The 25263-nt window shown below is 70.7% G+C and carries 24 protein-coding genes and 7 tRNA genes; 19 read left to right on the plus strand and 12 right to left on the minus strand.

Going from position 1 to position 25263, the window contains the following annotated elements; genetic code table 11:
* Positions 1-3: 3 nt before the first annotated feature.
* Positions 4-1398: a serine/threonine-protein kinase gene (locus ACH47Z_RS10910; RefSeq protein ID WP_399072863.1), complete on the minus strand. Its 1395-nt coding sequence runs from the start codon at positions 1396-1398 to the stop codon at positions 4-6.
* A gap of 600 nt (positions 1399-1998) precedes the next feature.
* Here ACH47Z_RS10910 and ACH47Z_RS10915 point away from each other — a divergent pair.
* Entirely contained in the window at positions 1999-2175 is a 177-nt protein-coding gene (locus ACH47Z_RS10915) for a hypothetical protein (RefSeq protein WP_399072864.1), read from the plus strand.
* A 224-nt stretch (positions 2176-2399) separates the two neighbouring features.
* Here ACH47Z_RS10915 and ACH47Z_RS10920 read toward each other — a convergent pair.
* From ACH47Z_RS10920 to ACH47Z_RS10940, 5 genes are all read right to left on the minus strand, one after another.
* A tRNA-Val gene (locus ACH47Z_RS10920) sits at positions 2400-2471 on the minus strand.
* A gap of 29 nt (positions 2472-2500) precedes the next feature.
* Positions 2501-2572: transfer RNA gene (locus tag ACH47Z_RS10925), tRNA-Val, on the minus strand.
* 24 nt (positions 2573-2596) lie between these two features.
* A tRNA-Val gene (locus ACH47Z_RS10930) sits at positions 2597-2668 on the minus strand.
* A 1-nt stretch (position 2669) separates the two neighbouring features.
* Positions 2670-2743, minus strand: a tRNA-Cys gene (locus ACH47Z_RS10935).
* 38 nt (positions 2744-2781) lie between these two features.
* Positions 2782-2854 (minus strand) — tRNA-Gly (locus ACH47Z_RS10940).
* 112 nt (positions 2855-2966) lie between these two features.
* Here ACH47Z_RS10940 and ACH47Z_RS10945 point away from each other — a divergent pair.
* The 3 genes from ACH47Z_RS10945 (at position 2967) to ACH47Z_RS10955 (ending at position 5835) form a co-directional block, all read left to right on the plus strand.
* The gene (locus tag ACH47Z_RS10945; protein WP_399072865.1) at positions 2967-4097 is read left to right on the plus strand and encodes a chorismate-binding protein; all 1131 of its coding nucleotides are present in this window, start codon (positions 2967-2969) and stop codon (positions 4095-4097) included.
* Positions 4094-4915, plus strand: a complete 822-nt coding sequence (locus ACH47Z_RS10950) for an aminotransferase class IV (RefSeq protein ID WP_399072866.1) — start codon at positions 4094-4096, stop codon at positions 4913-4915. The genes ACH47Z_RS10945 and ACH47Z_RS10950 overlap by 4 nt, the downstream gene beginning before the upstream one ends.
* Before the next feature lie 95 nt (positions 4916-5010).
* The gene (locus tag ACH47Z_RS10955) at positions 5011-5835 is read left to right on the plus strand and encodes a GNAT family N-acetyltransferase (RefSeq protein WP_399072867.1); all 825 of its coding nucleotides are present in this window, start codon (positions 5011-5013) and stop codon (positions 5833-5835) included.
* A gap of 20 nt (positions 5836-5855) precedes the next feature.
* Here the strand turns inward: ACH47Z_RS10955 and ACH47Z_RS10960 are convergent, their stop codons facing one another.
* On the minus strand, positions 5856-6380 hold the full coding sequence (locus tag ACH47Z_RS10960; protein ID WP_399072868.1) for a DsbA family protein: 525 nt from the start codon (positions 6378-6380) through the stop codon (positions 5856-5858).
* Between the two features lie 250 nt (positions 6381-6630).
* On the opposite strand from ACH47Z_RS10960, the gene ACH47Z_RS10965 reads away from it, so the two are divergent.
* Together ACH47Z_RS10965 and ACH47Z_RS10970 are read left to right on the plus strand one after the other, a co-directional pair.
* Positions 6631-7077: a hypothetical protein gene (locus tag ACH47Z_RS10965; RefSeq protein WP_399072869.1), complete on the plus strand. Its 447-nt coding sequence runs from the start codon at positions 6631-6633 to the stop codon at positions 7075-7077.
* Positions 7078-7287: 210 nt separating this feature from the next.
* Entirely contained in the window at positions 7288-7440 is a 153-nt protein-coding gene (locus ACH47Z_RS10970; RefSeq protein WP_167345734.1) for a hypothetical protein, read from the plus strand.
* Between the two features lie 116 nt (positions 7441-7556).
* Here the strand turns inward: ACH47Z_RS10970 and ACH47Z_RS10975 are convergent, their stop codons facing one another.
* Together ACH47Z_RS10975 and ACH47Z_RS10980 are read right to left on the minus strand one after the other, a co-directional pair.
* A complete protein-coding gene (locus tag ACH47Z_RS10975) occupies positions 7557-8117 on the minus strand; it encodes a CGNR zinc finger domain-containing protein (protein WP_399072870.1) in 561 nt (186 codons plus the stop codon).
* Between the two features lie 296 nt (positions 8118-8413).
* Positions 8414-8827: an SsgA family sporulation/cell division regulator gene (locus ACH47Z_RS10980; RefSeq protein WP_004002642.1), complete on the minus strand. Its 414-nt coding sequence runs from the start codon at positions 8825-8827 to the stop codon at positions 8414-8416.
* A 191-nt stretch (positions 8828-9018) separates the two neighbouring features.
* Between ACH47Z_RS10980 and ACH47Z_RS10985 the strand changes: the two genes are divergently transcribed.
* Both ACH47Z_RS10985 and ACH47Z_RS10990 read left to right on the plus strand, forming a co-directional pair.
* Positions 9019-9501 carry a TIGR02611 family protein gene (locus ACH47Z_RS10985; protein WP_399072871.1) on the plus strand — a complete coding sequence of 161 codons (483 nt, stop codon included), beginning with the start codon at positions 9019-9021 and terminating at the stop codon, positions 9499-9501.
* A gap of 85 nt (positions 9502-9586) precedes the next feature.
* Positions 9587-9658, plus strand: a tRNA-Val gene (locus tag ACH47Z_RS10990).
* A 52-nt stretch (positions 9659-9710) separates the two neighbouring features.
* On the opposite strand, the gene ACH47Z_RS10995 is transcribed toward ACH47Z_RS10990, so the two are convergent.
* Entirely contained in the window at positions 9711-9887 is a 177-nt protein-coding gene (locus ACH47Z_RS10995; protein WP_399072872.1) for a transposase, read from the minus strand.
* A gap of 880 nt (positions 9888-10767) precedes the next feature.
* Between ACH47Z_RS10995 and ACH47Z_RS11000 the strand changes: the two genes are divergently transcribed.
* From ACH47Z_RS11000 to ACH47Z_RS11030, 7 genes are all read left to right on the plus strand, one after another.
* On the plus strand, positions 10768-12054 hold the full coding sequence (locus ACH47Z_RS11000) for an ABC transporter substrate-binding protein (protein ID WP_399072873.1): 1287 nt from the start codon (positions 10768-10770) through the stop codon (positions 12052-12054).
* 13 nt (positions 12055-12067) lie between these two features.
* Positions 12068-13027, plus strand: a complete 960-nt coding sequence (locus tag ACH47Z_RS11005) for a carbohydrate ABC transporter permease (protein ID WP_399072874.1) — start codon at positions 12068-12070, stop codon at positions 13025-13027.
* Complete coding sequence (locus ACH47Z_RS11010; protein WP_399072875.1) at positions 13024-13941, plus strand: carbohydrate ABC transporter permease; 918 nt, start codon at positions 13024-13026, stop codon at positions 13939-13941. The genes ACH47Z_RS11005 and ACH47Z_RS11010 overlap by 4 nt, the downstream gene beginning before the upstream one ends.
* Positions 13942-13948: 7 nt before the next feature.
* Positions 13949-14539, plus strand: coding sequence for a hypothetical protein (locus ACH47Z_RS11015; protein WP_399072876.1), 591 nt, complete (start codon positions 13949-13951; stop codon positions 14537-14539).
* Positions 14540-14630: 91 nt separating this feature from the next.
* Positions 14631-17366, plus strand: a complete 2736-nt coding sequence (locus ACH47Z_RS11020; RefSeq protein ID WP_399072877.1) for a Tat pathway signal sequence domain protein — start codon at positions 14631-14633, stop codon at positions 17364-17366.
* 124 nt (positions 17367-17490) lie between these two features.
* A complete protein-coding gene (locus ACH47Z_RS11025) occupies positions 17491-17937 on the plus strand; it encodes an SRPBCC family protein (RefSeq protein ID WP_399072878.1) in 447 nt (148 codons plus the stop codon).
* Positions 17938-17976: 39 nt separating this feature from the next.
* Positions 17977-18048: transfer RNA gene (locus ACH47Z_RS11030), tRNA-Val, on the plus strand.
* A 45-nt stretch (positions 18049-18093) separates the two neighbouring features.
* Here ACH47Z_RS11030 and ACH47Z_RS11035 read toward each other — a convergent pair.
* Positions 18094-18819, minus strand: coding sequence for a 3'-5' exonuclease (locus ACH47Z_RS11035; RefSeq protein WP_399072879.1), 726 nt, complete (start codon positions 18817-18819; stop codon positions 18094-18096).
* Positions 18820-18987: 168 nt separating this feature from the next.
* Here ACH47Z_RS11035 and ACH47Z_RS11040 point away from each other — a divergent pair, with 168 nt between their 5' ends.
* From ACH47Z_RS11040 to ACH47Z_RS11055, 4 genes are all read left to right on the plus strand, one after another.
* On the plus strand, positions 18988-19554 hold the full coding sequence (locus ACH47Z_RS11040) for a DUF4365 domain-containing protein (protein ID WP_399072880.1): 567 nt from the start codon (positions 18988-18990) through the stop codon (positions 19552-19554).
* On the plus strand, positions 19551-20795 hold the full coding sequence (locus tag ACH47Z_RS11045) for a hypothetical protein (protein WP_399072881.1): 1245 nt from the start codon (positions 19551-19553) through the stop codon (positions 20793-20795). Before ACH47Z_RS11040 ends, ACH47Z_RS11045 begins: the two co-directional genes overlap by 4 nt.
* 99 nt (positions 20796-20894) lie before the next feature.
* Positions 20895-22871, plus strand: a complete 1977-nt coding sequence (gene thrS / locus ACH47Z_RS11050; protein ID WP_399072882.1) for a threonine--tRNA ligase — start codon at positions 20895-20897, stop codon at positions 22869-22871.
* 68 nt (positions 22872-22939) lie between these two features.
* Positions 22940-23497: an HIT family protein gene (locus tag ACH47Z_RS11055; protein WP_399072884.1), complete on the plus strand. Its 558-nt coding sequence runs from the start codon at positions 22940-22942 to the stop codon at positions 23495-23497.
* A 30-nt stretch (positions 23498-23527) separates the two neighbouring features.
* Here ACH47Z_RS11055 and ACH47Z_RS11060 read toward each other — a convergent pair whose 3' ends face one another.
* Positions 23528-25174 carry a hypothetical protein gene (locus ACH47Z_RS11060; RefSeq protein WP_399072885.1) on the minus strand — a complete coding sequence of 549 codons (1647 nt, stop codon included), beginning with the start codon at positions 25172-25174 and terminating at the stop codon, positions 23528-23530.
* Positions 25175-25263: the final 89 nt, after the last annotated feature.

Here is a 25263-nt window from a genome sequence, read left to right on the forward strand (position 1 = left end):
CGCTCACGTGCCGGAGGCGTGGATCGGCGTCGCCGCGTGAGGGTCCGCTGCCTGGCCCTCGGCGTGCGGCGGCTGATGCTGCTGAGCGTCCTGCCGCTGTACGCCCCCGTCGCCACCGAGTCCGCGCGCCGGGCCCTGGCAGCCCTGGGCCAGCGCGATGCCCAGCGCCACGAGCAGCGTCACCACCACGAACACGAACAGCCGCTGCCGCAGCAACCGCGGATTGGCCGGCCGCAGCCCGGTCCCCGTCGTACGCTGCGCCGGCCGCCCGGAACCGCCGCGCGCGGCGGGCCGGCTCCCGCTGCCGGAGCGCGGGCCGCCACCACGAGGAGCCGGCGTCGGACGGGCCGTACCCGGCCGCGAGCCGGCACCCGTACCGCGCGCGCCGCTGCCGCCCCGTGAGGGCACCCCGCCGCCCCGCGACGGGACGGAGCCGCGCGACACCGGCGTCCCCGGCGAGGTCCGCCGCTGCGTGCGCTGCTGCTCGGGGTAGGTGTCGACGAGCCGTCCCGTGGGCCGGTCCGCCTCCGCGGCGCGTGGCACGGGCGGCCGTACGGTGCCGTCCAGGCCCTGCGCCTCACGGGCGGCGATCTCCTTCAGCCGCAGCGACAGCTGCAGGGTGCTGGGCCGCTCGTCGGGGTCCTTCGCCAGACAGGCCCGCACCAGCGGGGCGAGCGCGTCCGGTACGCCGTGCAGCTGCGGCTCCTCGTGCACCACCCGGTACAGCATCACCTCGGAACTGCCGTGTCCGAAGGGCGAGTCACCGGTGGAGGCGTAGGCGAGGGTCGCGCCCAGGGAGAAGACGTCGGTCGCCGGGGTGACGGCCGCGCCGCGCACCTGCTCGGGCGCGAGGAAGCCGGGGGAGCCGACCGCCGTGCCGACGTGGGTGAGCGTGGAGGCGCCGGTGGCCCAGGCGATGCCGAAGTCGATGATCCGCGGGCCCTTGGGGGACAGCAGGATGTTGGAGGGCTTCAGGTCCCGGTGGACGACCCCGGCCTCGTGCACCGCGACCAGGCCCTCGGACAGGGCCGCGCCGATCGCCGCGGCGTCGGCCGCGCCGAGCGGGCCCTCGTCGGCGACCTTGTCGTGCAGGGAGGGGCCGGGCACGTACTGCGTGGCGAACCAGGGCCGCTCGGCCTCCAGATCCGCGGCGACCAGCCGGGCCGTACAGCCGCCCCTGATCCGACGGGCCGCCGAGACCTCACGGGCGAACCGCGAGCGGAACTCCTGATCCTCCGCCAGATCGGGCCGGATCACCTTCAGCGCGACCCGCTGCCCCTTCTTGTCGGAGCCGAGGTAGACCACGCCCATCCCGCCGGCGCCGAGCCGTCGGTGAAGCCTGAACGAGCCGACGACGCGCGGGTCCTCGCGCCTCAGGCGCATCATCGCCATGTTCATCCCCGCTGCCCGGTCCCTGTGACGTGGCACAGCTTACGTTTACACGGCCGTCGGCGCGCAGAGGCCGCGCCCTCCGGCCCGAACGGATTGTGCGCACCGCCCGCCCGATGTGAGACACGGTCAGCAAACCACGCCGGCCGGTGCCCTTGAGTGCGCTGTGCCCTCAACCGGTCGTCGACGTACGGCGGTTGAACCCCCGAGAGGCCAGGTGACGCAGGTGAGCGGACCCGTCCGACGGCCACCGCGGGCGGGCGGGAGGACCGGTGACCGGAAGGACCATGAGGCGGACACGGCAGCGCTCCCGCCCGCCGCCGGAGTGATCGAAGTCACGTCTCGCCGCCCCGGACGCTCCGGACATGACGGGATACGGCGGACGTCCCCTCCGGGAAGACCCCGAGACCCGCACCGACGTCTCCACCCTGGGGAGTACGCCCCAGGTCATGGCTCATCCTCCGGGAGGCCCGGCAATCGGTACGAAGGCATGACGCCCGGCGCGGGCCGCGCGCCTAGATTTGAGGACAAGCGGCGGGTGCAGCACTCGTCCCCCGAGGTCAGACACCCGCCGCTCCGAGGACAACCGAAACGGTCAGGAGAGGGACCATGGCCCACACGGCACCGCGACGCACGACGCTCGCTCCCCGCCGCACCGGCCGCCGCCACCCCCTGGTGGCGACGCTCATGGCCCTTCCCCTGGCGGCCCTGCTCCTGATCGTCTTCGACGGCTGGGACACAGTGGCCACACAGGCGTCGTCCGTGGGTGCGATGCTGGGGCGCTGAGCGGCGACCCCAGGCCCGGAAGAGCGGTCCGGGCGGGGACATCCATCCAGGAAACCCCGTGGGGACGGGGGTGCGGCGGACGGCACAAATGCCGGCGCAGCTGGGGAGCTGCGCCGGCATTTGTGCCGTTTGCGGGGGAAACACCAAGCAGGCTCGGCCGGCGAGGAGTTGCGCACACGAAGAAGCCCCCAGCCGTACGAGACGGCCGGGGGCTCTCCGAGGTGTGGACGATACTGGGATTGAACCAGTGACCTCTTCCGTGTCAGGGAAGCGCTCTCCCGCTGAGCTAATCGTCCGCAGGCTGTGACGTGACCATCACAGTCAGTGCGCGATACTGGGATTGAACCAGTGACCTCTTCCGTGTCAGGGAAGCGCTCTCCCGCTGAGCTAATCGCGCGGGAGGATCTTCGAGAAGATCCAGTGGACGATACTGGGATTGAACCAGTGACCTCTTCCGTGTCAGGGAAGCGCTCTCCCGCTGAGCTAATCGTCCTTGGAGGTGGAGACGGGATTTGAACCCGTGTAGACGGCTTTGCAGGCCGTTGCCTCGCCTCTCGGCCACTCCACCAGGAGTGTAGGGGATCGGGATGACCCCTTCTTCCTTCGAGCGGACGACGAGGCTCGAACTCGCGACCTCAACCTTGGCAAGGTTGCGCTCTACCAACTGAGCTACGTCCGCTTGTCGTTTCGTTCCGCTCCCGCGTCCCGGCGACGTGTTGAACTCTAGCGGATTCCCGGGCCAGCACAAAAACGCGTTTGCGCAGCGTGCTGCGGTACACCCGACGGACGACATGGTCAGGGCCCCCTCAGGGACATCCCGGAGCCACCTGTCGGACACCCGACCTAGACTCGATCGCGTGCCTCACCACCCTTCCCGGCCCCCTGCCCTGGCCCGCTTCGGCGACCGCCTCGCCACCGGCCTCCTGGACGTCACCGGCGACCCGGCCGCCCTGGACTCCGACGGCTTCTGGGCCGTCTGCGCGGACTTCGAGGGCCGCCTGACCTGCGCCCGCTTCGCGGACGTACGCCAGGAGCCCGTGCCCGCACCGGTGCCCGGCGGCTGGCGAGGCCCGGCGGCACAGGAGTGGACCTCCTCCCTGGACCACGGGGCGTACACGGCGGCCGTCCACCGGATCCGCGAGCACATAGCGGCCGGCGAGGTCTACCAGGCCAACCTGTGCCGCGTGCTCAGCGCACCCGTGGCCCCCGACGCCGACGTGGACGCCCTGACCGCCCTGCTGGCCCGAGGCAACCCCGCGCCGTACGCCGGGACGATCCGGCTGCCCGAGCACGGCGTGGAGATCGCCACCGCCTCGCCCGAGCTGTTCCTGCGCCGGGAGGGGCGGATCGTCGAGAGCGGGCCCATCAAGGGGACCGGCCGTACCGAGGCCGACCTCCTGGAGAAGGACTACGCCGAGAACGTGATGATCGTGGACCTGGTCCGCAACGACATCGGGCGCGTCTGCGCCACCGGCACCGTCACCGTCCCCGACCTGTGCGCCGTGGAGAAGCACCCCGGCCTGGTCCACCTGGTCTCCACGGTCCGCGGCGAGCTGCGCGACGGAGCCGGCTGGCCGGACCTCCTCACGGCCGCCTTCCCGCCCGGCTCGGTGACCGGCGCGCCGAAGTCGAGTGCCCTCACGATCATCGAGGCCCTGGAGACCGCCCCGCGCGGGCCGTACTGCGGCGGCATCGGCTGGGTCGACGCCGACCGGGGCACGGGCGAGCTGGCCGTCGGCATCCGCACCTTCTGGATCGACCGCTCCGACGACGGTACGGCGCTGCTGCGCTTCGGCACCGGCGCCGGCATCACCTGGGGATCCGACCCCGAGGGAGAGTGGCGGGAGACCGAGCTGAAGGCCTCCCGGCTGCTCGCGGTAGCGTCGGGAACGTACGAGGCGAGCGGAGGGGTGTACGCATGAGAATCTGGCTGGACGGCGGGCTGCGGGACCTGGAGTCCGCCACCGTCTCCGTCTTCGACCACGGGCTGACCGTCGGCGACGGCGTCTTCGAGACGGTGAAGGCGGTCGACGGCAGACCGTTCGCCCTCACCCGTCACCTCGACCGGCTCACCCGCTCGGCCCGGGGCCTCGGCCTGCCCGACCCCGACCACGACGAGATCCGCGAGGCCTGCGCGGCCGTCCTCGAGGCCAACCCGATGCCGCTCGGCCGACTGCGGATCACCTACACCGGCGGCCACGGCCCGCTCGGCTCCGACCGCGGCGAGCACGGACCGACCCTCGTGGTCGCCCTCGGCGAGACCACCCGCCGCCCCGGCACCACCGCCGTGATCACCGTCCCGTGGACCCGCAACGAGCGCGGCGCCCTGACCGGCCTGAAGACCACCTCGTACGCCGAGAACGTCGTCGCCCTGGCCCGCGCCCACCAACACGGCGCCTCCGAAGCGCTGTTCGGCAACACGGTCGGACAGCTCTGCGAGGGCACCGGATCCAACGTCTTCGTCGTCCTGGACGGCGAGATCCACACCCCGCCGGTCGCCTCCGGCTGCCTTCCCGGCATCACCCGCGCCCTGGCGGTCGAATGGACCGGCGCCAAGGAGACCGACCTCCCGCTGGACGTCCTCCGGCGCGCCGACGAGATCTTCCTGACCTCCACCCTGCGCGACATCCAGGCCGTGCACCGCGTCGACGACCGCGAACTGCCCGCCGCCCCGGGCCCGGTGACCGCCAAGGCGATGCGGATCTTCGACGAGCGGTCCGGCGAGGACCTGGACCCCTGAGCCCGGCCTGCGGCTGCCGAGCCCGGCCTGCGGCATCGGTCGCGGGCCCGGAAAACGGGCTGACTCGGTGGCCGGGCGCGGGTAGAACACCTGTGATGACCACGACCCTGCGGCCGGTCGAGCCGCTTCAGCAGCATCCCGACGGCACCCGCTCGCGCCGCTACCAGGTGTGCGTGAACAGCCGTCCCGTCGGCGAGATCCACCTCGGCACCTCGCGGTCCTTCGGCAACACGGTGGCCGGCATCCGCGAACTGTGGATCGCCGAGCCCGACCGGCGGCGCGGCCGGGCCACGGTGGCCGCGCTCGCCGCCGAGGAGGTGGCACGCGGCTGGGGCTGCACCCAGATCGAGACCCTCGTCCCCGCCTCCGCGGACATCGCCCTTCGGCTGTTCGACACCCTCGGCTACACCCTGCGCAACCGCGGCATGGAGAAACGCCTCGGCGCGACCCCGCCCGAACTGCCGCCGGGCAGCAGCGTGCGGCCCATGACCGAGGCCGACTTCGAGGCCTGGTACGCGTACGAGAGCGAGTGCTACGCGCGCATGTGGATCGAGCGGGGCGTCCCCGAGGACGCGGCCTACGCCAAGGCCCGCAGCGACCACGAGACGCTGTTGCCGCATGGTCTGGCGACCGACGGCATGCTCTTCAGCGTCCTGGAGCACGAAGGGGTCCGGGTGGGCACGCTGTGGCTGGCCCTGCGGGACGACAAGGCGTTCGTGTTCGACGTCGAGACCGACGCGACCCACCGCGGCAAGGGACACGGCCGTACGCTCATGCTGCTTGCGGAACGCCAGGCCATCGAGGCCGGCCGTGCGGTCCTCGGCCTCAACGTGCACACGGGCAATGCCCCGGCGGAGCGGCTGTACGAGTCCCTCGGCTACGAGACGACCTCCCGCTCCCTCACCAAGCCGCTGCTGTAACGGTCAGACGGCTGTGGCGGTCAGACGTCCTGCTCGGCGAGCAGTCGGTCGGCGATCTCCTCGATGCGCTCGCGCAGGCCCTCCTGGCTCTTGCCGCCGTCGAGGCGTTCGCCGCCGATGACGTACGTCGGGGTGCCGGTCACCCCGATCGCCTTGCCCTCGGCCTGGTCGGCGTCCACGATCAGGATGTGCCGGCCGTCGATCAGCGCGGTGTCGAACTCCTCGGCGTCCAGCCCGAGTTCACGGGCCACCTCGACCAGGAAGGGTTCTCCCTCACGGTCCAGCTCCTCGACCCGCCCCAGCACGGCCTCCACGTACGGCCAGCCCTTGCCCTGCTCAAGCGCCTCCTCGGCGGCCTGCGCGGCGGCGAAGGAGTGCTTGTGCTTCTCCAGCGGGAAGTGCCGCAGTCGCAGCTCCAGCCGGTCACCGTAGCGGGCGCGCAGGGCGCGGACGTCGTCCAGGGCGGTGCGGCAGTCAGGGCACTGCAGCTCGCACCAGACGTCGAGAACGGGGGCGTCGGTGCGTGCGGGGGAGGAGTCGCTCATGCCGCCCAGTCTTCCAGGCCGGGCCGGGCCGACCCAATCGGGACGTACGGCACTCCAGGAGGAGACGACCCGGAGATGTCCCTGATGTCCGCCAGAGGCATGGCATCGCGGGGACGGCGCGGTGCAGGATGGAAGGGACGAAGCACGCCACCACGACGTGCCGCGTCTCGTGTTGTGCCTTGCCGGTGTGCCGCCCTGCCGGTGTTCTGCCTTCGACCCTTCACCCGACCGAGCCAGCCAGGAGGACCGGATGATTGCCGAGACCGTCTGCTCCGCCGTGTCCGCGGCGGGCCTGGGCATCGCGGTGGTCACCGCCTACCGCAAGCGTTTCCTGGCGGCGGCCCGCATCGCGGCCTACTCGTTGGTGCCGGTCGGCCTGGTGATGACCGGGGTCGTCGGCTGGCTCGCCGACACCGCCTTCAGCCCGACCGCCTGGGCGGGCTTCGGCGTGCTGGGCGCGGCCTGGCTGCTCTTCGCGGGCACGCGGGCGGTCGAGCGCCGGCGCGGCGGCACCCGGGCGGAGCGCAGAGCGGCCCGCGCCGGCGCGACCGCGCCGGCCGTGGCCCCGACGGCCTCCGCGCCTTCCCTGGGCCCGGGGAACCGCTCGGCGGCCGGATCCACCAAGGCCCCGCGCGCCACGGGCTCCACCGACGACTTCAGCGACATCGAGGCCATCCTCAAGAAGCACGGCATATGACGGCCGCATGACGGGTGCGGCGGCATAAGGGCACGCCCAAGGGCACGCAGGCCCGCTCGGACGGAAACGACACAGTGCGTCATGGGCGCGTCCGGATCCGTTCACAACCCGAAGCAAGTCGGACGAGACGGCGCGGAATCCGGCAACTCTCGCATACCGATGGCATGGTGATCGCGTGCAGGCCCACTCCTGCGCCATGATCTCCGCGAGATGCTGGACACGACACAGAGCGAGGCCGCGCCGCCGAAGGACGAGCCGCGCGGGTGCCTCTTCGCCCTTTCCCAGCCACCGCTGATGATCTTCCTTGCGGTGATCGGGTGTCTGCTCCTCATGGCTGCGCTGCACGACCTGCTGTTGCTGTGAGCCGTACACGTCCGTCCCGGCGCCACCCGCCGGGACCGACGTCGACCCGAGTGTGCCGAGCGTCTTGAGAAAGCGGGGGGAGGGGAGGGAGGGGGAGGGGCCCCGGAGCTGCGCGGTCAGCCCGTCGCTTCCTTGCGCCGGGCCCGGTAGGCGGCCACATGCAGTCGGTTTCCGCAGGTGCGGCTGTCGCAGTAGCGGCGCGAGCGGTTGCGGGACAGGTCCACGAAGGCGCGCCGGCAGTCCGGTGCCTCACAGCGCCGCAGCCGCTCCTGCTCCCCGGCCACCACGAAGAAGGCGAGCGCCATCCCGCAGTCCGCGGCGAGATGGTCGGCCACGGAGGCACCGGGCGCGAAGTAGTGCACGTGCCAGTCGTAGCCGTCGTGGTCCGTCAGGCGCGGGGTGGTGCCGGCCGCGGCCACCAGCTCGTTGATCAGTCCGGCGGCGGACCGGGGGTCCGGGGCCGCGAAGATCGCCGCGAAGCGTCCCCGGACCCTGCGCACCGCGGAGAGGTCGAACTCCGACAGCACGCCGACGTCGCTGAATTCGTGTTTTTGTACGAAATCAGCGAGAGCCTGGACGTCGGGCAGTCCGTCCGCCGCCGCGCCGTCCTCCGGCGCGGTGTTCACCAGATCGACCACGGCGTCTAGGGCGCACCGGGTGTCGTGGGTGATCAGCACGTTTCGCTCCCTGGCCTGGGGGGTCGGGCGACGCCCGCCGATGCTGGCCGATGGTAGCGACATCGCGCCCGGCGCACCGGCCTGTGCCCGACTCCGATGTGCCGGGAGAACGCCCCCACGCCCGACGGGGTTCCCGGTCCCGCCTGTCTCCCGGCGCGGCGGGGCCGGGCGGGCACAGGCCGACGCCGCCCCGTGAACACTCACGGTGACGGCGCCGGGCTGTGCCGTATGCGGTTGTCTTGGCCCGAGCCGTCTCCCCGAGTGGACGGCGCCGGGCTGCTTTCGGAGGCCGCGACCTAGCTCTCCGCCAGGATGTGTGAGAGTTCCTGATCCAGGTCGAAGTGCCGGTGTTCCGTGCCGGGCGGCACGGCGGCGTCGGTTCGCTTCAGGAAGGACTCCAGGGCCCGCGCCGGGGCCTCGAGCAGCGCCTCCCCCTCCGGGGAGCTGAGGGCGATGCACACGACGCCCTGACCATGACTGCGCGATGGCCAGACGCGGACGTCGCCGGTGCCGGTGGGGCGATGCAGCCCCTCGGCGAGGAGGTCGCGGGCGAACACCCACTCGACGGTCTCCTCGGCTCCGGTGTGGAAGGTGGCGTGCACGGCGTAGGGGTCGGCCGTGTCGTACCGCAGGCCTGCGGGGACAGGCAGGGAGGACTCGCTCGACACAACGAGGCGCAGGTGCAGCTCGCAGCTGACCGTGGTGTTCATAAGCGCCAGGGCCTTTCGCTCAGTGTGCGCTCGGGGATTCGCACGTCGGCGAAATCGACATGCCACCTACGGTGCCGTTGTAAACCCCTCTGAGGGTTTTGCGTGTCTTTACGTAACTCTTCCGGCCGAGAACTCGTACCGGATCTACGACCATTTCAGTGACTGGATTCGCTCCGGTAGGGTTTGTCTGTATGAATACGGGGAGTGACGAGTCGGGCGAGGCCGCCGTGGCGGCGGACAAGGCACAGGCGGACCCGCGGACGGCGGGTCGGGAAGCAGGGCGGGAGGCCGGGCAGGCGGCCGGGCTCGGGTCCCGGGCGCCGGGATTCATCAAGGCCCGCCGAGTCCTGCACCTGAGCTGGCAGGTCGGCGTCTTCGTGGTCGGCCTTGCGGTCGTGGTCGCCGGCATCATCATGCTGCCGCTGCCGGGACCCGGCTGGGTGGTGATCTTCGGCGGCATGGCGATCTGGGCGACCGAGTTCGTCTGGGCCCAGCTCGTGCTCCGCTGGACCAAACGCAAGGTCACCGAGGCGGCCCAGCGAGCCCTCGACCCCAGGGTGCGCCGCCGCAACATCACGCTGACCGCGATCGGGCTGACCGTCGTCGTGGCGCTGGCCGGGATCTACCTGGGGAAGTTCGGCCTCGTCATGCCGTGGAAGATCAACGAAGAGTGAGCCGGCCCCGTCACCCCGGGCGTCCGCCGGCCCACGGCCTGGTCGGAAGCACCCCCTGACATGGGGTAATGTTCTTCCTGCGTCCGGGCGATTAGCTCAGTGGGAGAGCGCTTCGTTCACACCGAAGAGGTCACTGGTTCGAACCCAGTATCGCCCACCCGGACCGACGGCCCATCTGCGAAACAGCGGGTGGGCCGTCGGCGTATGCGTCACCGTCCGGCAGGGCCCAGGGGCTCACTGCGCAGCGAAGCGCATTCCTCGCGGAGCGGCCGGGCGGAGACGCCCGTGAGTGAGTCGACCAGCTTGGAGAGCTGGACCTTGGGCGGATCGTGCACAAGCGGGTGCACGTGGTCATCGTCGCCGTTGAACTGCTTCAGCTCCGCCACGCAGGCATTCCGATCACCGGAGCGGGCTGGTCAAGGACGCCCCCGGTCGGCATCGACGCCGGAATCACACTCTCTCTCGCCCTGTCCGACGGCAACCACCGAAGGTCGGGCTGTTCCGACGGGAGCAGCGGGCCGCGCACCGAGAGCGCCTCCGCAAGCCGGGCTTGGACATCCCCGACAAGGTCAAGAGCGCCAGGGGCACGATCGAGGACCCCGGGAAGAGCGTCGCGCAGAAGTCCGGCCTGAACCGTTCCGTCAGCCAGGAGGCAGGGGGACGCACCGTGACGATGCCGACCTGCAAGACCGCCCGTCACGGCGGCACTCCGCACAAGGTTCCCGCCCGGCGCTGCTCGATGTGCGGCTTCACCACGCCGGGAAGAGCGAAGGCCGGCTGGTCCGGCGACGCCGACCACAACGCCGCCCGGAACGTCTTGCAGCTGTACCGGATGGGCCACGCGCCCGTCCCGGCTGTCGGATGCGCAGTTGTCAGGCGCCCGCAAGGCGTCACGTCCGCTCCGCAAGGGAGGCGGGAATCTCCCGGCTGCAGTCGGGGAGAGCACTTCACGTCTCGTACTTCCAGCAGCCGCAGTCACCAACCCACCCGTCGGCGCCTCGCCGAACCCCCGCCGCCGCAGCACCCGCTCCGCCTCACCCCCCGCCCCCGCCAAACCCCGCTCCCACCCCCTCCGTTCGGCCCGCCGACCGCACACCCCCTCACCTGCGCCGACTGTCGGCAGCCCGACCCTCAGCCCCCCGCACCCGCAAGAAAATCCTGTCCGAATCATTGACGCACCCCGGGCCCCTCCGTAACTTGTGCCAGCAAGCGCTTACTTGAAACGATTCACGGCGACGGCGGCAATGCTGCGGGGAGGGCCCGACTGTGGGAACCAGCAGGAATCCTGAGAGGCGTACGATCCTGAAGGCGGCCGGGGTCTCGGCGGCCGCGCTCGGGCTCGGCACACTGGCCGGCTGCGGGGGCGGAAGCGGTTCCGGGGACGGGACGGTGACGATCCGTTACTCCTGGTGGGGTGCCGAGGAGCGGGCCAAGAAGATCAACCAGACCATCGCGCTCTTCGAGAAGAAGTACCCGAAGATCAAGGTCAAGACGGACTTCCAGACGTACCAGTCCTTCTGGGAGAAGTTCCAGACGCAGGCCGCCGGCGGAAATCCCCCGGACGTTTTCCAGAACGCCGTCGGATTTCTCCGGAAGTACGACAAGCGCGGAATTCTGCTCGACCTCAACTCCCAGGCGAAAGCAGGCGATCTGAGCCTGGATCACTTCCGCGACGGCGTCACGAAGGTCGGCGAGGTCGACGGCAAGCAGCTCGGCATTCCGGTCGGCTCCAACACCATGGCGCTCGTCATCGACAAGAAGGTCTTCCAGAAGGCGGGCGTCGAACCGCACGCGGGCTGGAACTGGGACGACTACTTCAAGGCGCTGAAGACCATCCACGACAGGACGAAGGTACCCGGGGACACCGGCTACTTCACGATCATGTACCTCTACGACCTCTACCTCCGCCAGAACGGCAAGGCGTTCTTCACCAAGGACGGACTCGGCTTCGACCAGGCCGATCTGACGGAGTGGTGGACCGACGGCTACAACCGGGTCAAGGCCGGGATCGTCACCGACCCGAAGGTCGTCGAGCAGGACAAGCCCAAGTCCTCGCTCTCCGCCGGACACGGCGCCTCGGAGTTCACCTGGGACAACTTCACCGTCCGCTACACGGCGGAGGGCAACAGCACCTACGGCCTCGCCCCGATTCCGACCACGGACGGCAAGCAGACCGGCCAGTACCTCGCCTCCCTGATGCTCAGCGCCTCCGCCCACACCTCCCACCCGAAGGAGGTCGCGCAGTTCATCGACTTCATGGTCCACGACCCCCAGGTCGGCACGATCATGGGCTACGACCGCGGCATCCTCGCGAGCACCGAGCAGTACGCCGCGTTCAAGCCGGCCGACGAGGTCAACAAGGAGATCGCGCAGTACGAGGCCGACACCGCCAAGGCGGGCGTACTCGGCACGATCACCCCGCACCCCTCCGGTGCCGACACCATCGAGGCCGCCTTCCTGCGCATCGGCGGCGACCTCGGACAGGGCAAGACGAAGGTCTCCGACGCGGTGAAGCAGTTCTTCACCGAGTCCGAGGCCGCCTTCCAGGCCTGATGGGGAACATGCCGTGACGCTCGTCAAGGACTCCGTGCCCGCCGCCCGCAAGACGCGCTCGGCCGCCTCCGCCACCACCGGGCGGCCGGGCCGCCGGCGCGAGAACCTCGCCGGTTACCTCTTCATGTCCCCGTGGATCGCCGGCTTCCTGCTGCTGACCGCGGGCCCGATGGTCGCCTCGCTGTACTTCGCGTTCACCGACTACAACCTCTTCAACACCCCGAAGTGGGTCGGGCTCGACAACTTCACCAGGATGTTCGACGACCCGCGCTGGCAGAAGTCGGTGGAGGTGACCGCGAAGTACGTGATCATCGGCACCCCACTGAAGCTGCTGCTCGCCCTCGGGGTGGCCCTGCTGCTCGCCCAGAGCCGGCGCGGCCAGGCCTTCTACCGGGCCGCCTTCTACGCCCCCTCGCTGATCGGCGCGAGTGTCTCGGTCGGCTTCGTCTGGCGGTCGCTGTTCTCCGACGGCGCGATCGTGGACCGTACCCAGTCCTTCTTCGGCTGGCACGTCGGCGGCTGGGTCGGCAACGCCGACTGGGTGCTGTACTGTCTGGTCGCCCTCACCGTCTGGCAGTTCGGCGCGCCCATGGTCATCTTCCTCGCCGGACTCAAGCAGGTGCCCAAGGAGCTGTACGAGGCCGCCGAGGTGGACGGGGCCGGGCCCTTCCGGAAGTTCTGGACCATCACCCTGCCGATGATCTCCCCGGTGCTCTTCTTCAACGTGCTGCTGGAGACCATCCACTCCTTCCAGATCTTCGGCTCGGCCTACGTCGTCTCCAACACCTACTGCGGCCCGGCCGACGCCACGCTCGTCTACACCTGCTACCTGTACCAGCAGGGCTTCAAGAACGCCCAGATGGGCTTCGCCTCCGCCATGGCCTGGATGCTGCTGCTCGCCGTGGCCCTGGTGACGGCCGTCCTCTTCTGGTCCCAGAAGAAGTGGGTGCACTACGAGGAGGACGCCCGATGAGTTCCCCCAATCTCTCGGCTTCTCTCGAGCCGGGGGTACCCCCATCCACCAGCAAGCCCATCAGCGGCGGACTCGGCCGCAAGCGCACCGGCTCCCTCGCCTGGCACCTCGGCGCCCTGCTGATCCTGGCGGTGATCCTCTACCCGGTCGTCTGGGTGATCGGCGCCTCGTTCAAGCCCAGCAAGGACATCATCAACAGCCTCACGCTGTTCCCGTCCCACCCGATCCTCGGTAACTTCAAGGGCCTCACCGACGGCATCGCGGACATCTCGGTCTGGACGTTCTTCCAGAACTCCCTCTTCTACGCCGGCGGCGCCGTCGTCGGCGTGCTCATCTCCTGCTCGCTGACCGCGTACGCCTTCGCCCGCATCCGGTTCGCCGGGCGCAACGTGCTCTTCTCGCTGATGATCGGCACACTGCTGCTGCCGTATCACGTGCTGCTGATCCCGCAGTACGTGATGTTCCAGAAGCTGGGCTGGGTCAACACCTACGCCCCGCTGCTGATCGGCAAGTACCTGGCCACGGAGGCCTTCTTCGTCTTCCTCATGGTGCAGTTCATGCGGAACCTGCCGAGGGAGCTGGACGAGGCCGCCCGGCTCGACGGCTGCGGGCACCTGCGCATCTACTGGTCGATCGTGCTGCCGCTGTCCCGGCCGGCGCTCATCACCAGCGCGATCTTCACCTTCATCAACGCCTGGAACGACTTCATGGGCCCGCTGATCTACCTCAACGAGCCCGGCAAGTACACGGTCTCCCTGGGCCTGATGATGTTCCGCGACTCCGACGGTGTGGCCGCCAACTACGGCGGGATGATCGCGATGTCCCTGGTCGCGCTGCTGCCCGTGCTGCTGTTCTTCCTCGCCTTCCAGCGCTATCTGATCGACGGCATGGCGACCTCCGGACTGAAGGGTTGACCCCGCCATGGCCCAAGCACGGGTGAAACCGCGCCGGGAGTCCGTGTTCGCCGAGCGGTTCGCCGTCTTCGCCGAGTGTCTGCTGACCGGTGTGTGGATCGCGGTGGCCTCGCTCGGAGTCGTCACCTACCCGGCCGCCTTCGCCGCGGGCGCGCGGCATCTGCGCCGCCGCACCGGCCACCAGGGCGGCGGATGGCGGGAGTTCGCCGCCGACTTCCGTGCCGCCCTGCGCGGAGGCTGGGCGGTCGGGCTCGCCGGCTGGGTGGCTGCGGCTTTGGCCTGGCTGGACGTCCAGGCCGTACGGGCCGGGCTGCCCGGCGGGCCGCTGGTGGGAGCCGTAGGACTGTTCGCGCTGATCGGGATCGCCGTCGCCGGGCTGCGCGCGGCGGCCGTCTGGACGCCGGGCACCCCCTGGCGCGGCCTCCTCGCCGAGGCGGGCCGCCGTACCGTCCTCGACCCCGCCGGATCCTTCCTGCTCGTCGGCGGAGCGGTCCTCACCTGCTGTTCCGCCCTGCTCATCGCCCCGCTGGCGGTGCCCGTGCTCGGCGCCGTCACGGCGGCGGCCGTCGCCGTGGAGGAGCGGTACCGGCGCCGCTGAGCCGGCGGTGCCCGTTGTCAGGGTCGGCGCCCCGGGCGCCGTACCACCTCTCTGTCATGCCCCTGACCAGCCAGTCATGGAAGGAACGAGCATGTCTCCCATCCCCCGCAGGTCCCTGCTCAAGGCGGCCGCCGCCGCCGGAGCCGCCGCGCAGTTCAGCTGGGCGCTCGGGGCCAAGGACGCCGAGGCCGCGCCGAGAGCCGCGGCCGGCGGCGCCGACCCCGTGACCCTGGGCTGGCTGGAGGACGGCGGCCTCGGCGCCGCGCCCGGCGCCACGGTCGGCGTGCCCTGGCCCATGGGCGCCTACCAGGAGGACCAGGCCTTCGCGCTCACGGACGAGGGCGGCAAGGACGTCCCCGTCCAGACCTGGCCGCTCGCCTACTGGCCCGACGGCTCCCTCAAGTGGACCGCCCACGCGGTGAGTTCGGGCAACGGCAAGCTGACCCTCACCGCCGGGACGCCCGCCGCACCCGACAAGAAGGTCACCGTCGACCAGAACGGCGGCACCATCGACGTCTCCACCGGCGTCCTCACCGCGAGGATCGGCAAGGACGGCTCGACGCTGATCAAGTCCGTCACCCGGGGTTCGACGGAGATCGCCAGGAACGGGCGGCTCGTCCTCATCCGGCAGCCCGAGGTCGAGGACGAGGATCAGGGCACGGTGAAGACCGAGCGGTTCGACGGTGCCATCGACTCCGTCACCGTCGAACAGGACGGCCCGGTCCGTGCCGTCGTCCGCGTCGACGGCAAGCACCGCAAGGGAAGCCGGAGTTGGCTGCCGTTCTCGATCCGGCTGTACTTCTACGCCGGCGCCGACTCCTTCCGCATGGTGCACACCATCACCTACGACGGCACCCAGGAGCCCGGCAAGGCCTCCGGCGACTTCATCCGGGGGCTCGGCGTCCGCTTCTCCGTGCCGATGCGCGACGCGGCGTACGACCGGCACATCCGCATCGGCGGCGAGGGCACCGGACTGCTCCGCGAGGCCGTCCAGGGCATCACCGGACTGCGCCGCGACCCCGGCGCCGCCGTGCAGGCCGCCCAGTACGCGGGCCAGAAGCTGCCCGACCCCTCCACCTGGGACCAGCGCGTCACCACCCGCCTGCAGTACATCCCGCACTGGGGCGACTACACCCTCGCCCAGCTCTCCGCCGACGGCTTCACCCTGCGCAAGCGCACCAAGCAGGGCTACGGCTGGATCGCCGCAGGCGGCGGCAAGCGGGCCTCCGGCTTCGGCTACGTCGGCGGCGTGAGCGGCGGACTCTCCTTCGGCCTCAGGGACTTCTGGGAGAAGTTCCCCGCCCAGCTCGACATCCGCGACGCCCACACCGACGAGGCCACCGTCACCCTCTGGCTCTGGTCGCCCGAGGCCCAGCCCATGGACCTGCGCTTCTACCACGACGGCATGGGCCAGGACACCTACGCCAAGCAGCTCGAGGGCCTCAACACCACCTACGAGGACTACGAGCCCGAGTTCGGCACCCCCTACGGCATCGCCCGCACCTCCGAACTCCTCTTCTGGGCCAACGACGCCACCCCCGACGCCGACACCCTCGCCCAGCAGGTGCAGGCCGTACGGGTGCTGCCGCAGCTCGCCGCCCCGCCCAGGCAGCTCATCAGGGCCAAGGTCTTCGGCCCCGGCCTGTTCTCCGAGCCGGACCGCTCCACCGCCGCCAAGGCGAAGATCGAGGACCACCTCGACTTCCTGTTCACCTACTACAAGGACCAGGTGGAGCAACGCCGTTGGTACGGCTTCTGGGACTACGGCGACTTCATGCACACCTACGACACCGTGCGCCACCAGTGGCGCTACGACGTCGGCGGCTACGCCTGGGACAACTCCGAGCTCTCGCCCGACCTGTGGCTCTGGTACGCGTACCTGCGCAGCGGCCGCTCCGACCTCTTCCGCTTCGCCGAGGCGCTCACCCGGCACACCGGCGAGGTCGACGTCTACCACCTCGGCACGTGGGCGGGCCTCGGCACCCGGCACGGCGTGCAGCACTTCGGCGACAGCGCCAAGCAGCAGCGCATCGCCAACACGACGTATCGGCGCTTCTACTACTTCCTCACCGGCGACGAACGCGTCGGCGACCTCATGCACGCCAACGTCGACTCCGACGAGACGTTCCTCGTCCTCGACCCGCAGCGCAAGGTCCGCACCGACCCCTACACCCCCGACCGGCACGCCCTGTCCATCGGCTTCGGCACGGACTGGAGCGGCCTGGTCTCGGCCTGGCTCACCGAGTGGGAACGCAAGGGCCCCAAGTGGGAGAAGGCCAGGGCACGCGTGCTGTCCACGATGGAGGGCATCGCCGCCCAGCCCAACGGCTTCGTCCAGGGCAGCGGGCTGTACGACCTCGACACCGGCACGTTCGCCGTCGCCGACAAGCCGGTCGTGGCCGTGTCCCACCTCTCGGCGGTCTTCGGCCTCAACGAGCTTGCCGCCGAGCTGATCCACCTGGTCGACATGCCCGCGTTCAAGTCGGCCTACCTGGACTACTGCCGCTACTTCAACGCCACCAAGGCCGAACAGAAGGCCCGCTACGGCTCCGACTTCGGCACCCTGCTGCTCTTCCAGGGCCACTCGCGCCTCGACGCCTACGCCGCCGTACAGACGGGCGACGCGACCCTGGCCAAGCGTGCCTGGACCAAGTTCTACGGCTCCGACGGCTACACCGAGTCCTCGCCGTGGAAGACGGAGAAGCTGACCGGACCGGTCACCCTGGTCGAGGGCGGCGAGGCGGCCTGGGTGTCCAGCAACGACACCGCGCTCTACGGCCTCGCGGCCATCGAGAACCTGGCCCTGCTCGGCGACAGGATGCCGTAGCCGGGCCGGGTCCGGGCGAGCGCCGTCGCACGGGCGGCGGCGCTCGCCTCCCGAGTGTGGCCCGCGCCACGGCGCGACGCATGAGTACGCGTACTCAGATCACCGCGCAGGGCAGACTCCCGTCATGGACTGGAACCACTACCGCTTCCTCAGCCTGTGGTCCCTGCCCGCCCCGCCGGCGGCCGTGTACGCCGCGCTCGAGCGGCCCGAGGACTATCCCCGCTGGTGGCCGCAGGTACGGGCGGTGACCCGGCTGGACGGCGGCACCGGTGTCATCACCATCCGGTCCGTGCTGCCGTACGCCATGACCATCACCGCACACGAGACGCGCCACGACCCGGCCGCCGGGATCCTTCAGATCGCCGTCTCCGGCGACATCGAGGGCTGGGCCCGCTGGACGGTCACCGCCCACGGCTCCGGCACCCTCGCCCGGTACGAGCAGGTCGTGGACGTACGCAAGCCCCTGCTCAGACTGCTGGCCGTACCGGGACGGCCGGTCTTCCGGCTCAACCACCGGCTGATGATGGCCGCCGGACGGCGCGGGCTGGAGCGCTACCTCGAAGCGGTTTGAAGGATCGGCGCCTCGACCTGTATTGTTCAGTGCGTTCCCGGGCGATTAGCTCAGTGGGAGAGCGCTTCGTTCACACCGAAGAGGTCACTGGTTCGAACCCAGTATCGCCCACCCGGAGAAGGGCGGGCCGCCGCAGCGGACCGGCCTTCCGCGTGTTCATGCCGCCGCCGGCAGCTCCGGGCGCAGCGGCCAGTCCGTGCTGACGATCTCCTCCGAGCCGCTGCGCGCGAACCACGCCTGAAGGCCGCGGGCCTGTGCCGCGTGCCAGTTGGCCTGGAGCGCGTGCAGCTCGGCGGGGGAGAGGCGCTCCAGCCGGGTGGCGAAACGCCGGCCCACCGCCCGTACGACGTCCAGGGCGGCCAGCGCGTCCGCCGCCGCGTCGTGCGCGTCCTGCAGCTCCACGCCGTAGTGCGCGCACAGATCGGTCAGCGTGCGGCGGCCCTTGCGGTACCGGTCCAGGTGCTTGTCCAGCACCCGCGGGTCCAGCACTCGCAGTGGCACCGACTCGAACCAGCGGTCCAGCGGGGACGCCCGGTGCCGGCGCAACTCCCGGTCCAGCAGCGTCAGATCGAACGGCGCGTTCATCACCACCAGCGGGCGGCCCATCGCCGCGTGCTCCGCCAGCTGCTCGGCTATCTCGTACATCACCGGCGCCGGCCAGCGGCCGTGGTGCTGCAGGTGCTCCTCCGTCAGCCCGTGCACCGCCGTCGCCGCCGCCGGCACCGGGACACCCGGGTTGACCAGCCAGCGGGACACCCGGGGCCGGGTGCCCGGCGCGTCCTGGACGACGACAGCGGCCGACACGATCCGGTCGGTCTCGACGTCCACACCCGTCGTCTCCGTGTCGAAGGCGGCCAGCGGCCCCTCGTACCAGGTCGTCATCTGAACCCAACTCCTCGTTCACCCACCGCAGATGACGTTCCGTCTTCTGCCCGTTTGGTGATACCCGGGCTGTTTGCGGCGTACGCCGGGGGGAGACAACAGGAGTACGGGTCTTTGCAGTTCAGCGGCCCGCAGCGGGGACACTCATTGCCTGGAAGGCTGTTGGTCATGGCCATAGCGCAGCCCGAGCGGGGCGGGCTGCTGCCCGATCGCCCGGGCACCGTCCGCGGCACGCTCGCCACCACCGCCTGCATGGAGACACTGCAGGTCGGTTATCTGCACGCGGTCGCCGCCGCCGCGGGATGCTCGCTGTCCCAGCCCTTCCCGGACAACGGCATCGACTGGCACGTCAGCCACAGCGCGCCCGGACACACCGTCGACGACGAGGTCACCATCAAGGTGCAGCTGAAGGCCACGTACCAGATCGCCCCCAACCCTCCGGGGCGCACGTTCTCCTTCACCCTCGACAACGACCATCTGCGCAAGCTCGCCCGCACACCCGTCTCGGTGCACAAGATCCTGGTCGTCATGCTCGTCCCGCGCTCCCAGGACGACTGGCTGCGCGCCAGCCACGACCGGCTCGACCTCAGGCACTGCTGCTACTGGGTCAACCTCGCCGGCCACCCCGTCACCGGCCGGCACCGGACCACCGTGCGGATCCCGACCACGCGCATCTTCGACGACCGGGCGCTCTGCGAGATCATGACGCGGGTCGGGACGGGAGGCAGGCCATGAGGAGCCGTCCGTACGAGGAGCTGCCCCGCCAGGTCCGGCCCCATCCCGACGACCCCGCCTGGCACCGGCCCCCCGACCCCGCCCGGGTCGACCCCGCCGTGCTCGGTGCCCTGCTGCACCGGGCGGGCTGGCAGCGCCGGGGCGGAGCCCCGGGACGGTACGGCCGCTGGACCCCGCCTGGACCGGGCGGCGCGGGCACCAGCCTGCTCGTGCCGGAGAGCCGCGCCTTCCCCGACAGCGACGACCTGCTCGGCGAGGCCCTCGACGCCCTCGCCCGCAGCGAGACCCCCGCCGCGCGCGAGGTGCTGATCTCCCTCGCCGTGCCCAGCGACGAGATCCGCTGGTGGCGGGACACCCCGGGCGGGCCCGTCGGCGCCGCGCCCTGGAGCGCCGACGAGCAACTGCGCGGCGCCGCACGGCAGATGCTGCTCGCCGCCGCGCTCGCCACCCGCGCGCGTGCCGGCTACCACGGCGCCCGCCACCGCCGCGCGGCGCTCTCCCTGCTGGACGACGTCCTGGTCGGCCCCGCCGCCGAGGGCCGCACCCTCACCGCGTTCGCGCCCGTGCCCACCGGCCGGCCCCTCGCCGTCCGCCTCCACCAGGCCCTCTTCGCAGCCCGCGAAGCCATCGACTACCAGCGGGCCACCGGCGGCATGGACGCCTTCGACGGCGCCGTCGAGGCCGGGGTCAGCCGCGAGCTGACCGAGGCGCTCGCCGCGCTCGTCCGGGGCACCGAGGGCGCCCGGATCGCCGTCGCCTGGGCACCCGGCGCCGGCGTCCCCGAGGGCTGCGCCCCCTCCGCCGAACCCGTCGAGTTCTCCCCGGGCGACCTGCCCGCGCTGCGCGAGGCCGCCGCCCGCTATCTGCGCGAGGAACCCTCCGTGCCGGTCCTGATCACCGGCGCCGTGGTCCGCATGCGCCGCTCCGGACCCGGCGGCGAGGGCACCGTACGGCTGCGCGTCCTCGCCGGCGCCGAGGTCCCGCATCTCCGCGTCACCCTGGACGAGGAGGACTACCGCATCGCCGGCCACGCCCACCTCGTCGGACTCCCGGTGCGCGTGCACGGCCGGCTCGAGCGCCGGGGCGGCTTCCGCCGGCTCACCGGAGCCTCCGGGGTCGTCCCCGTCCAGGTCGACGAGGCGGAGCGGGACCGGCTGATGAAGGCCCTCCAGGAGAACCTGGACTTCTTCGAGGAGGCCTGCGGGGACGGGGGGCCGGGAGAGTACGGGGACGGGGACTGAGGGTGACCGTTTAGCGGTCGGTGCGGTCGGGTCGGTACGATCGCCTGTGCGCGCGCTCCTGGTATGGCGCCGCACCCCACCTTCAGTCAGGAGAGACCGGTGTCAGACGTCCGTGTGATCATCCAACGCGATTCCGAGCGGGAAGAACGCGTGGTGACGACGGGCACTACGGCCGCCGACCTCTTCGCGGGCGAGCGCTCGATCATCGCCGCGCGTGTCGGGGGCGAGCTCAAGGACCTCGCCTACGAGGTCAAGGACGGCGAGACCGTCGAGGGCGTCGAGATCTCGTCCGAGGACGGCCTGAACATCCTGCGCCACTCCACCGCCCACGTCATGGCGCAGGCCGTGCAGGAGATCTTCCCCGAGGCCAAGCTGGGCATCGGCCCGCCCGTCAAGGACGGCTTCTACTACGACTTCGACGTCGAGAAGCCGTTCACGCCCGAGGATCTCAAGGCCATCGAGAAGAAGATGCAGGAGATCCAGAAGCGTGGGCAGCGCTTCTCGCGTCGCGTGGTCACCGACGAGGCCGCCCGCGAGGAGCTGGCCGACGAGCCGTACAAGCTGGAGCTGATCGGCCTCAAGGGCTCCGCGTCCCACGACGACGGCGCGGACGTCGAGGTCGGCGCCGGCGAGCTGACGATCTACGACAACCTGGACGCCAAGACCGGCGAGCTGTGCTGGAAGGACCTCTGCCGCGGTCCCCACCTGCCCTCCACCCGCCTCATCCCGGCGTTCAAGCTGATGCGCAACGCGGCCGCCTACTGGCGCGGCAGCGAGAAGAACCCGATGCTCCAGCGCATCTACGGCACCGCCTGGCCGTCCAAGGACGAGCTGAAGGGCTACCTGGACTTCCTCGCCGAGGCCGAGAAGCGCGACCACCGCAAGCTCGGCACCGAGCTGGACCTCTTCTCCATCCCGGAGCAGATCGGCTCCGGCCTCGCCGTCTTCCACCCCAAGGGCGGCATCGTCCGCCGGGTCATGGAGGACTACTCGCGGCGCCGCCACGAGGAAGAGGGCTACGAGTTCGTCTACACCCCGCACGCGACGAAGGGGAAGCTCTTCGAGACGTCCGGGCATCTGGACTGGTACGCCGAGGGCATGTACCCGCCCATGCAGCTCGACGAGGGCGTGGACTACTACCTCAAGCCCATGAACTGCCCGATGCACAACCTGATCTTCGACGCGCGCGGCCGCTCCTACCGCGAACTGCCGCTGCGCCTCTTCGAGTTCGGGACCGTGTACCGGTACGAGAAGTCGGGTGTCGTGCACGGTCTGACCCGCGCCCGCGGCTTCACGCAGGACGACGCGCACATCTACTGCACCCGTGAGCAGATGTCCGAGGAGCTGGACAAGACGCTCACCTTCGTCCTCGGCCTGCTGCGCGACTACGGTCTGACCGACTTCTACCTGGAGCTGTCCACCAAGGACCCGGAGAAGTTCGTCGGCTCCGACGAGGTCTGGGAGGAGGCGACCGAGACGCTGCGCCAGGTCGCCGAGAAGCAGGGCCTGCCCCTCGTCCCGGACCCGGGTGGCGCCGCGTTCTACGGCCCGAAGATCTCCGTCCAGGCCAAGGACGCGATCGGCCGGACCTGGCAGATGTCGACCATCCAGCTCGACTTCAACCTGCCCGAGCGCTTCAACCTGGAGTACACGGGCCCCGACGGCTCCAAGCAGCGCCCCGTGATGATCCACCGCGCCCTCTTCGGCTCGATCGAGCGCTTCTTCGCGGTCCTCCTGGAGCACTACGCGGGTGCCTTCCCGGCGTGGCTGGCTCCGGTCCAGGCGCTCGGCATCCCGGTCGGCGACGCGCACGTGGAGTACCTGGAGAAGTTCGCGGCGACGGCCCGGAAGAAGGGCCTGCGCGTCGAGGTGGACTCCTCCTCCGACCGTATGCAGAAGAAGATCCGCAACGCCCAGAAGCAGAAGGTGCCCTTCATGGTCATCGCGGGCGACGAGGACATGTCGAACGGCTCGGTGTCCTTCCGCTACCGCGACGGCTCCCAGGAGAACGGCATCCCGTTCGACGAGGCCATCGCCAAGATCGCTCAAGTCGTGGTGGAGCGGGCACAGGTCTGAACCGCCTGATTCCGAGGCCCCCGGGGTTCTCCTCGGGGGCCTTTCCCTGCCCGCAGGTGGGACGCCATATGCTGCATGGCATGACGAGTGAGCCGGAACAGCAGATCGGAGTGGGGACGCAGGACGCGTTCCAGCGCCTGTGGACGCCCCACCGGATGGCGTACATCCAGGGCGAGAACAAGCCGACCGGCCCGGGGGCCGACGACGGCTGCCCCTTCTGCACGATTCCGGCCAAGTCCGACGAGGACGGGCTGATCGTCCGGCGCGGTGAGCACGTGTACGCCGTGCTCAACCTGTACCCCTACAACGGCGGCCACCTCATGACCGTGCCGTACCGGCACGTCGCCGACTACACCGAGCTGACCGGGCCGGAGACCGCCGAGCTGGCCGAGCTGACCAAGCAGGCGATGACGGCCCTGCGCACCGCGTCCGGCGCGCACGGCTTCAACATCGGCATGAACCAGGGCACGGTCGCGGGCGCCGGCATCGCCGCCCATCTGCACCAGCACATCGTCCCGCGCTGGGGCGGCGACACGAACTTCATGCCGGTGGTGGGCCACACCAAGGTGCTGCCGCAGCTCCTGGCCGACACGAGGAAGATGCTGGCGGAGGCGTGGCCGGCGTAGCCGTGGGGTGCCCTCCGGTGAGGGCACCGCTCACGCGTCGTACAGGTCGGCCTTCCTCGGCGTCGGGTCCTGCACATTGCCGCTGAGGAACGCCGAACGGGCGCCGAACTTCTCCGTGTCCACGCCGTTCTCCTCCAGCACCCGGATCGCGGCCGAGTGCACCACCCGGAGCACCGGGGTGGCCGCGCGCAGCGCGTCGTCGGCCATGAAGCGGTGCCGCCAGGGCTGGTCGGCCCAGGCGTGCCGCAGGCCGAACGGCTCGGGCAGGGCGAGCGAGCCGCCGAGCCAGTTGAGCAGCGGCGGATACCAGGTCAGCGGGGCGCGCGCGGCCAGCCGTACGACCTCGTCGGTGCCGACCAACGGCAGCTTGATCGTGCGGGTCTCCCAGGGCTTGAGCGACTTGGAGACCTCCTTGGTCGGCGCCTCCGGCTTGGAGGTGAACAGCGGGTTCACCGGTCCCAGCGCGTGCCCGGTCACCTCGATGCGCAGCGTCTGGTGCAGCACCGTCACCGTGATCAGCATGGTGATGATCAGCTGGCCGTCCCACAGCGTCCACTGCACGCCCAGGTAGTGCCGGTCGCCGCTGCCGAACTGCTGCTTGTTGCAGATGTCCTGTATCGCGTGCGGCTTGATCTGGAACGCCTCGACGTCCGTGCCCTCGGGCCGGGACACCGCCGCGGCCTTCTCGCCGATCGGTGTGACGATCCAGTGCTTTATGGAGGGCTTGGGGAAGCCGCCGGTGTTCAGCGGGCCGCGCTGCAGCAGGCCGAGCTGGTCGTGGATCGCGCGGACCACGTCCCAGCTGCGGAACGGGTGGATCTCCCGGGACGGGTCGGCGGGCAGCAGGTCCTCGGCGAGCTGCCAGGCGCCCCAGCGGGTGCCCATGCCGAGTATGCCCTTGGGGCCGGCGTAGAAGACCGAGTTGGACTGCTGCTCGGCGCTGAGCCGGGCCAGCGACTGGCGCAGCTCCTCGGCCGCGGTCTGGTTGGGGCCGCGCGGCACGGCCTCGGGGACCTTGGCGCCGACGCTGGTGCCGGAGAGCAGGCCGTCCCAGCGGGCCCGCAGGTCCTTGGCGGTGTTCTCACAGATCCGCTTGGCCCAGAACCAGCCGAGGACGGGCATGACGACGGCCAGGCGCGCGTACCACGCCCAGAAGCCGGTGAACGGCATCTTGATCAGGAACAGCACGGCGACCGCGCCGACGGCGAGGAGCAGCGCGGTGGCCAGCGATCCGGCCCGCTTGTCGTCGCGCTTGGCGATGTACGTACGCAGCTGGAAGACGAGCAGCCAGACGATCAGGCCGGGCAGGAACACCACTCCGCACAGTGCCGTGACGGCGGCCAGGCGGTTGTCGCGCTCACGACGGATGTTGTTGGCCGCGAGACAGTGCTCGACGACGAACTGCGGCTCGGAGCCGAAGGACTGGATGAGCGGTTTGCGGCCGGGGGCGAGCATGCGGGCGACCACGGCCCGCGAGAACGCCTCACCGAGATTGGGCTTCAGCAGCGCGATCCGGCCGGCCTTGACCGTCGACTCGTGCCAGTCGTTGTCGGCCTTCTTGATGTCGTCGATCGGGCTGTCGCGGTACGCCGCGGAGGCCAACGCCGCGGTCGCCGCCTGACTCGCGTCACCCGAGACGGGCACCTGCGGCCCGTCCCACTCCGTTCCGATCGACATTCCCGCCCCCTCGCCGCCGTGTCGCTTCTGCGGCCTTCCCGACTTCCTTGCCCCGCACACCTGTTGCGGACCTGTTGAACAGGCCGTCG

This window comes from Streptomyces sp. NPDC020192, assembly GCF_044388685.1.
Classification (GTDB): Bacteria; Actinomycetota; Actinomycetes; order Streptomycetales; family Streptomycetaceae; genus Streptomyces.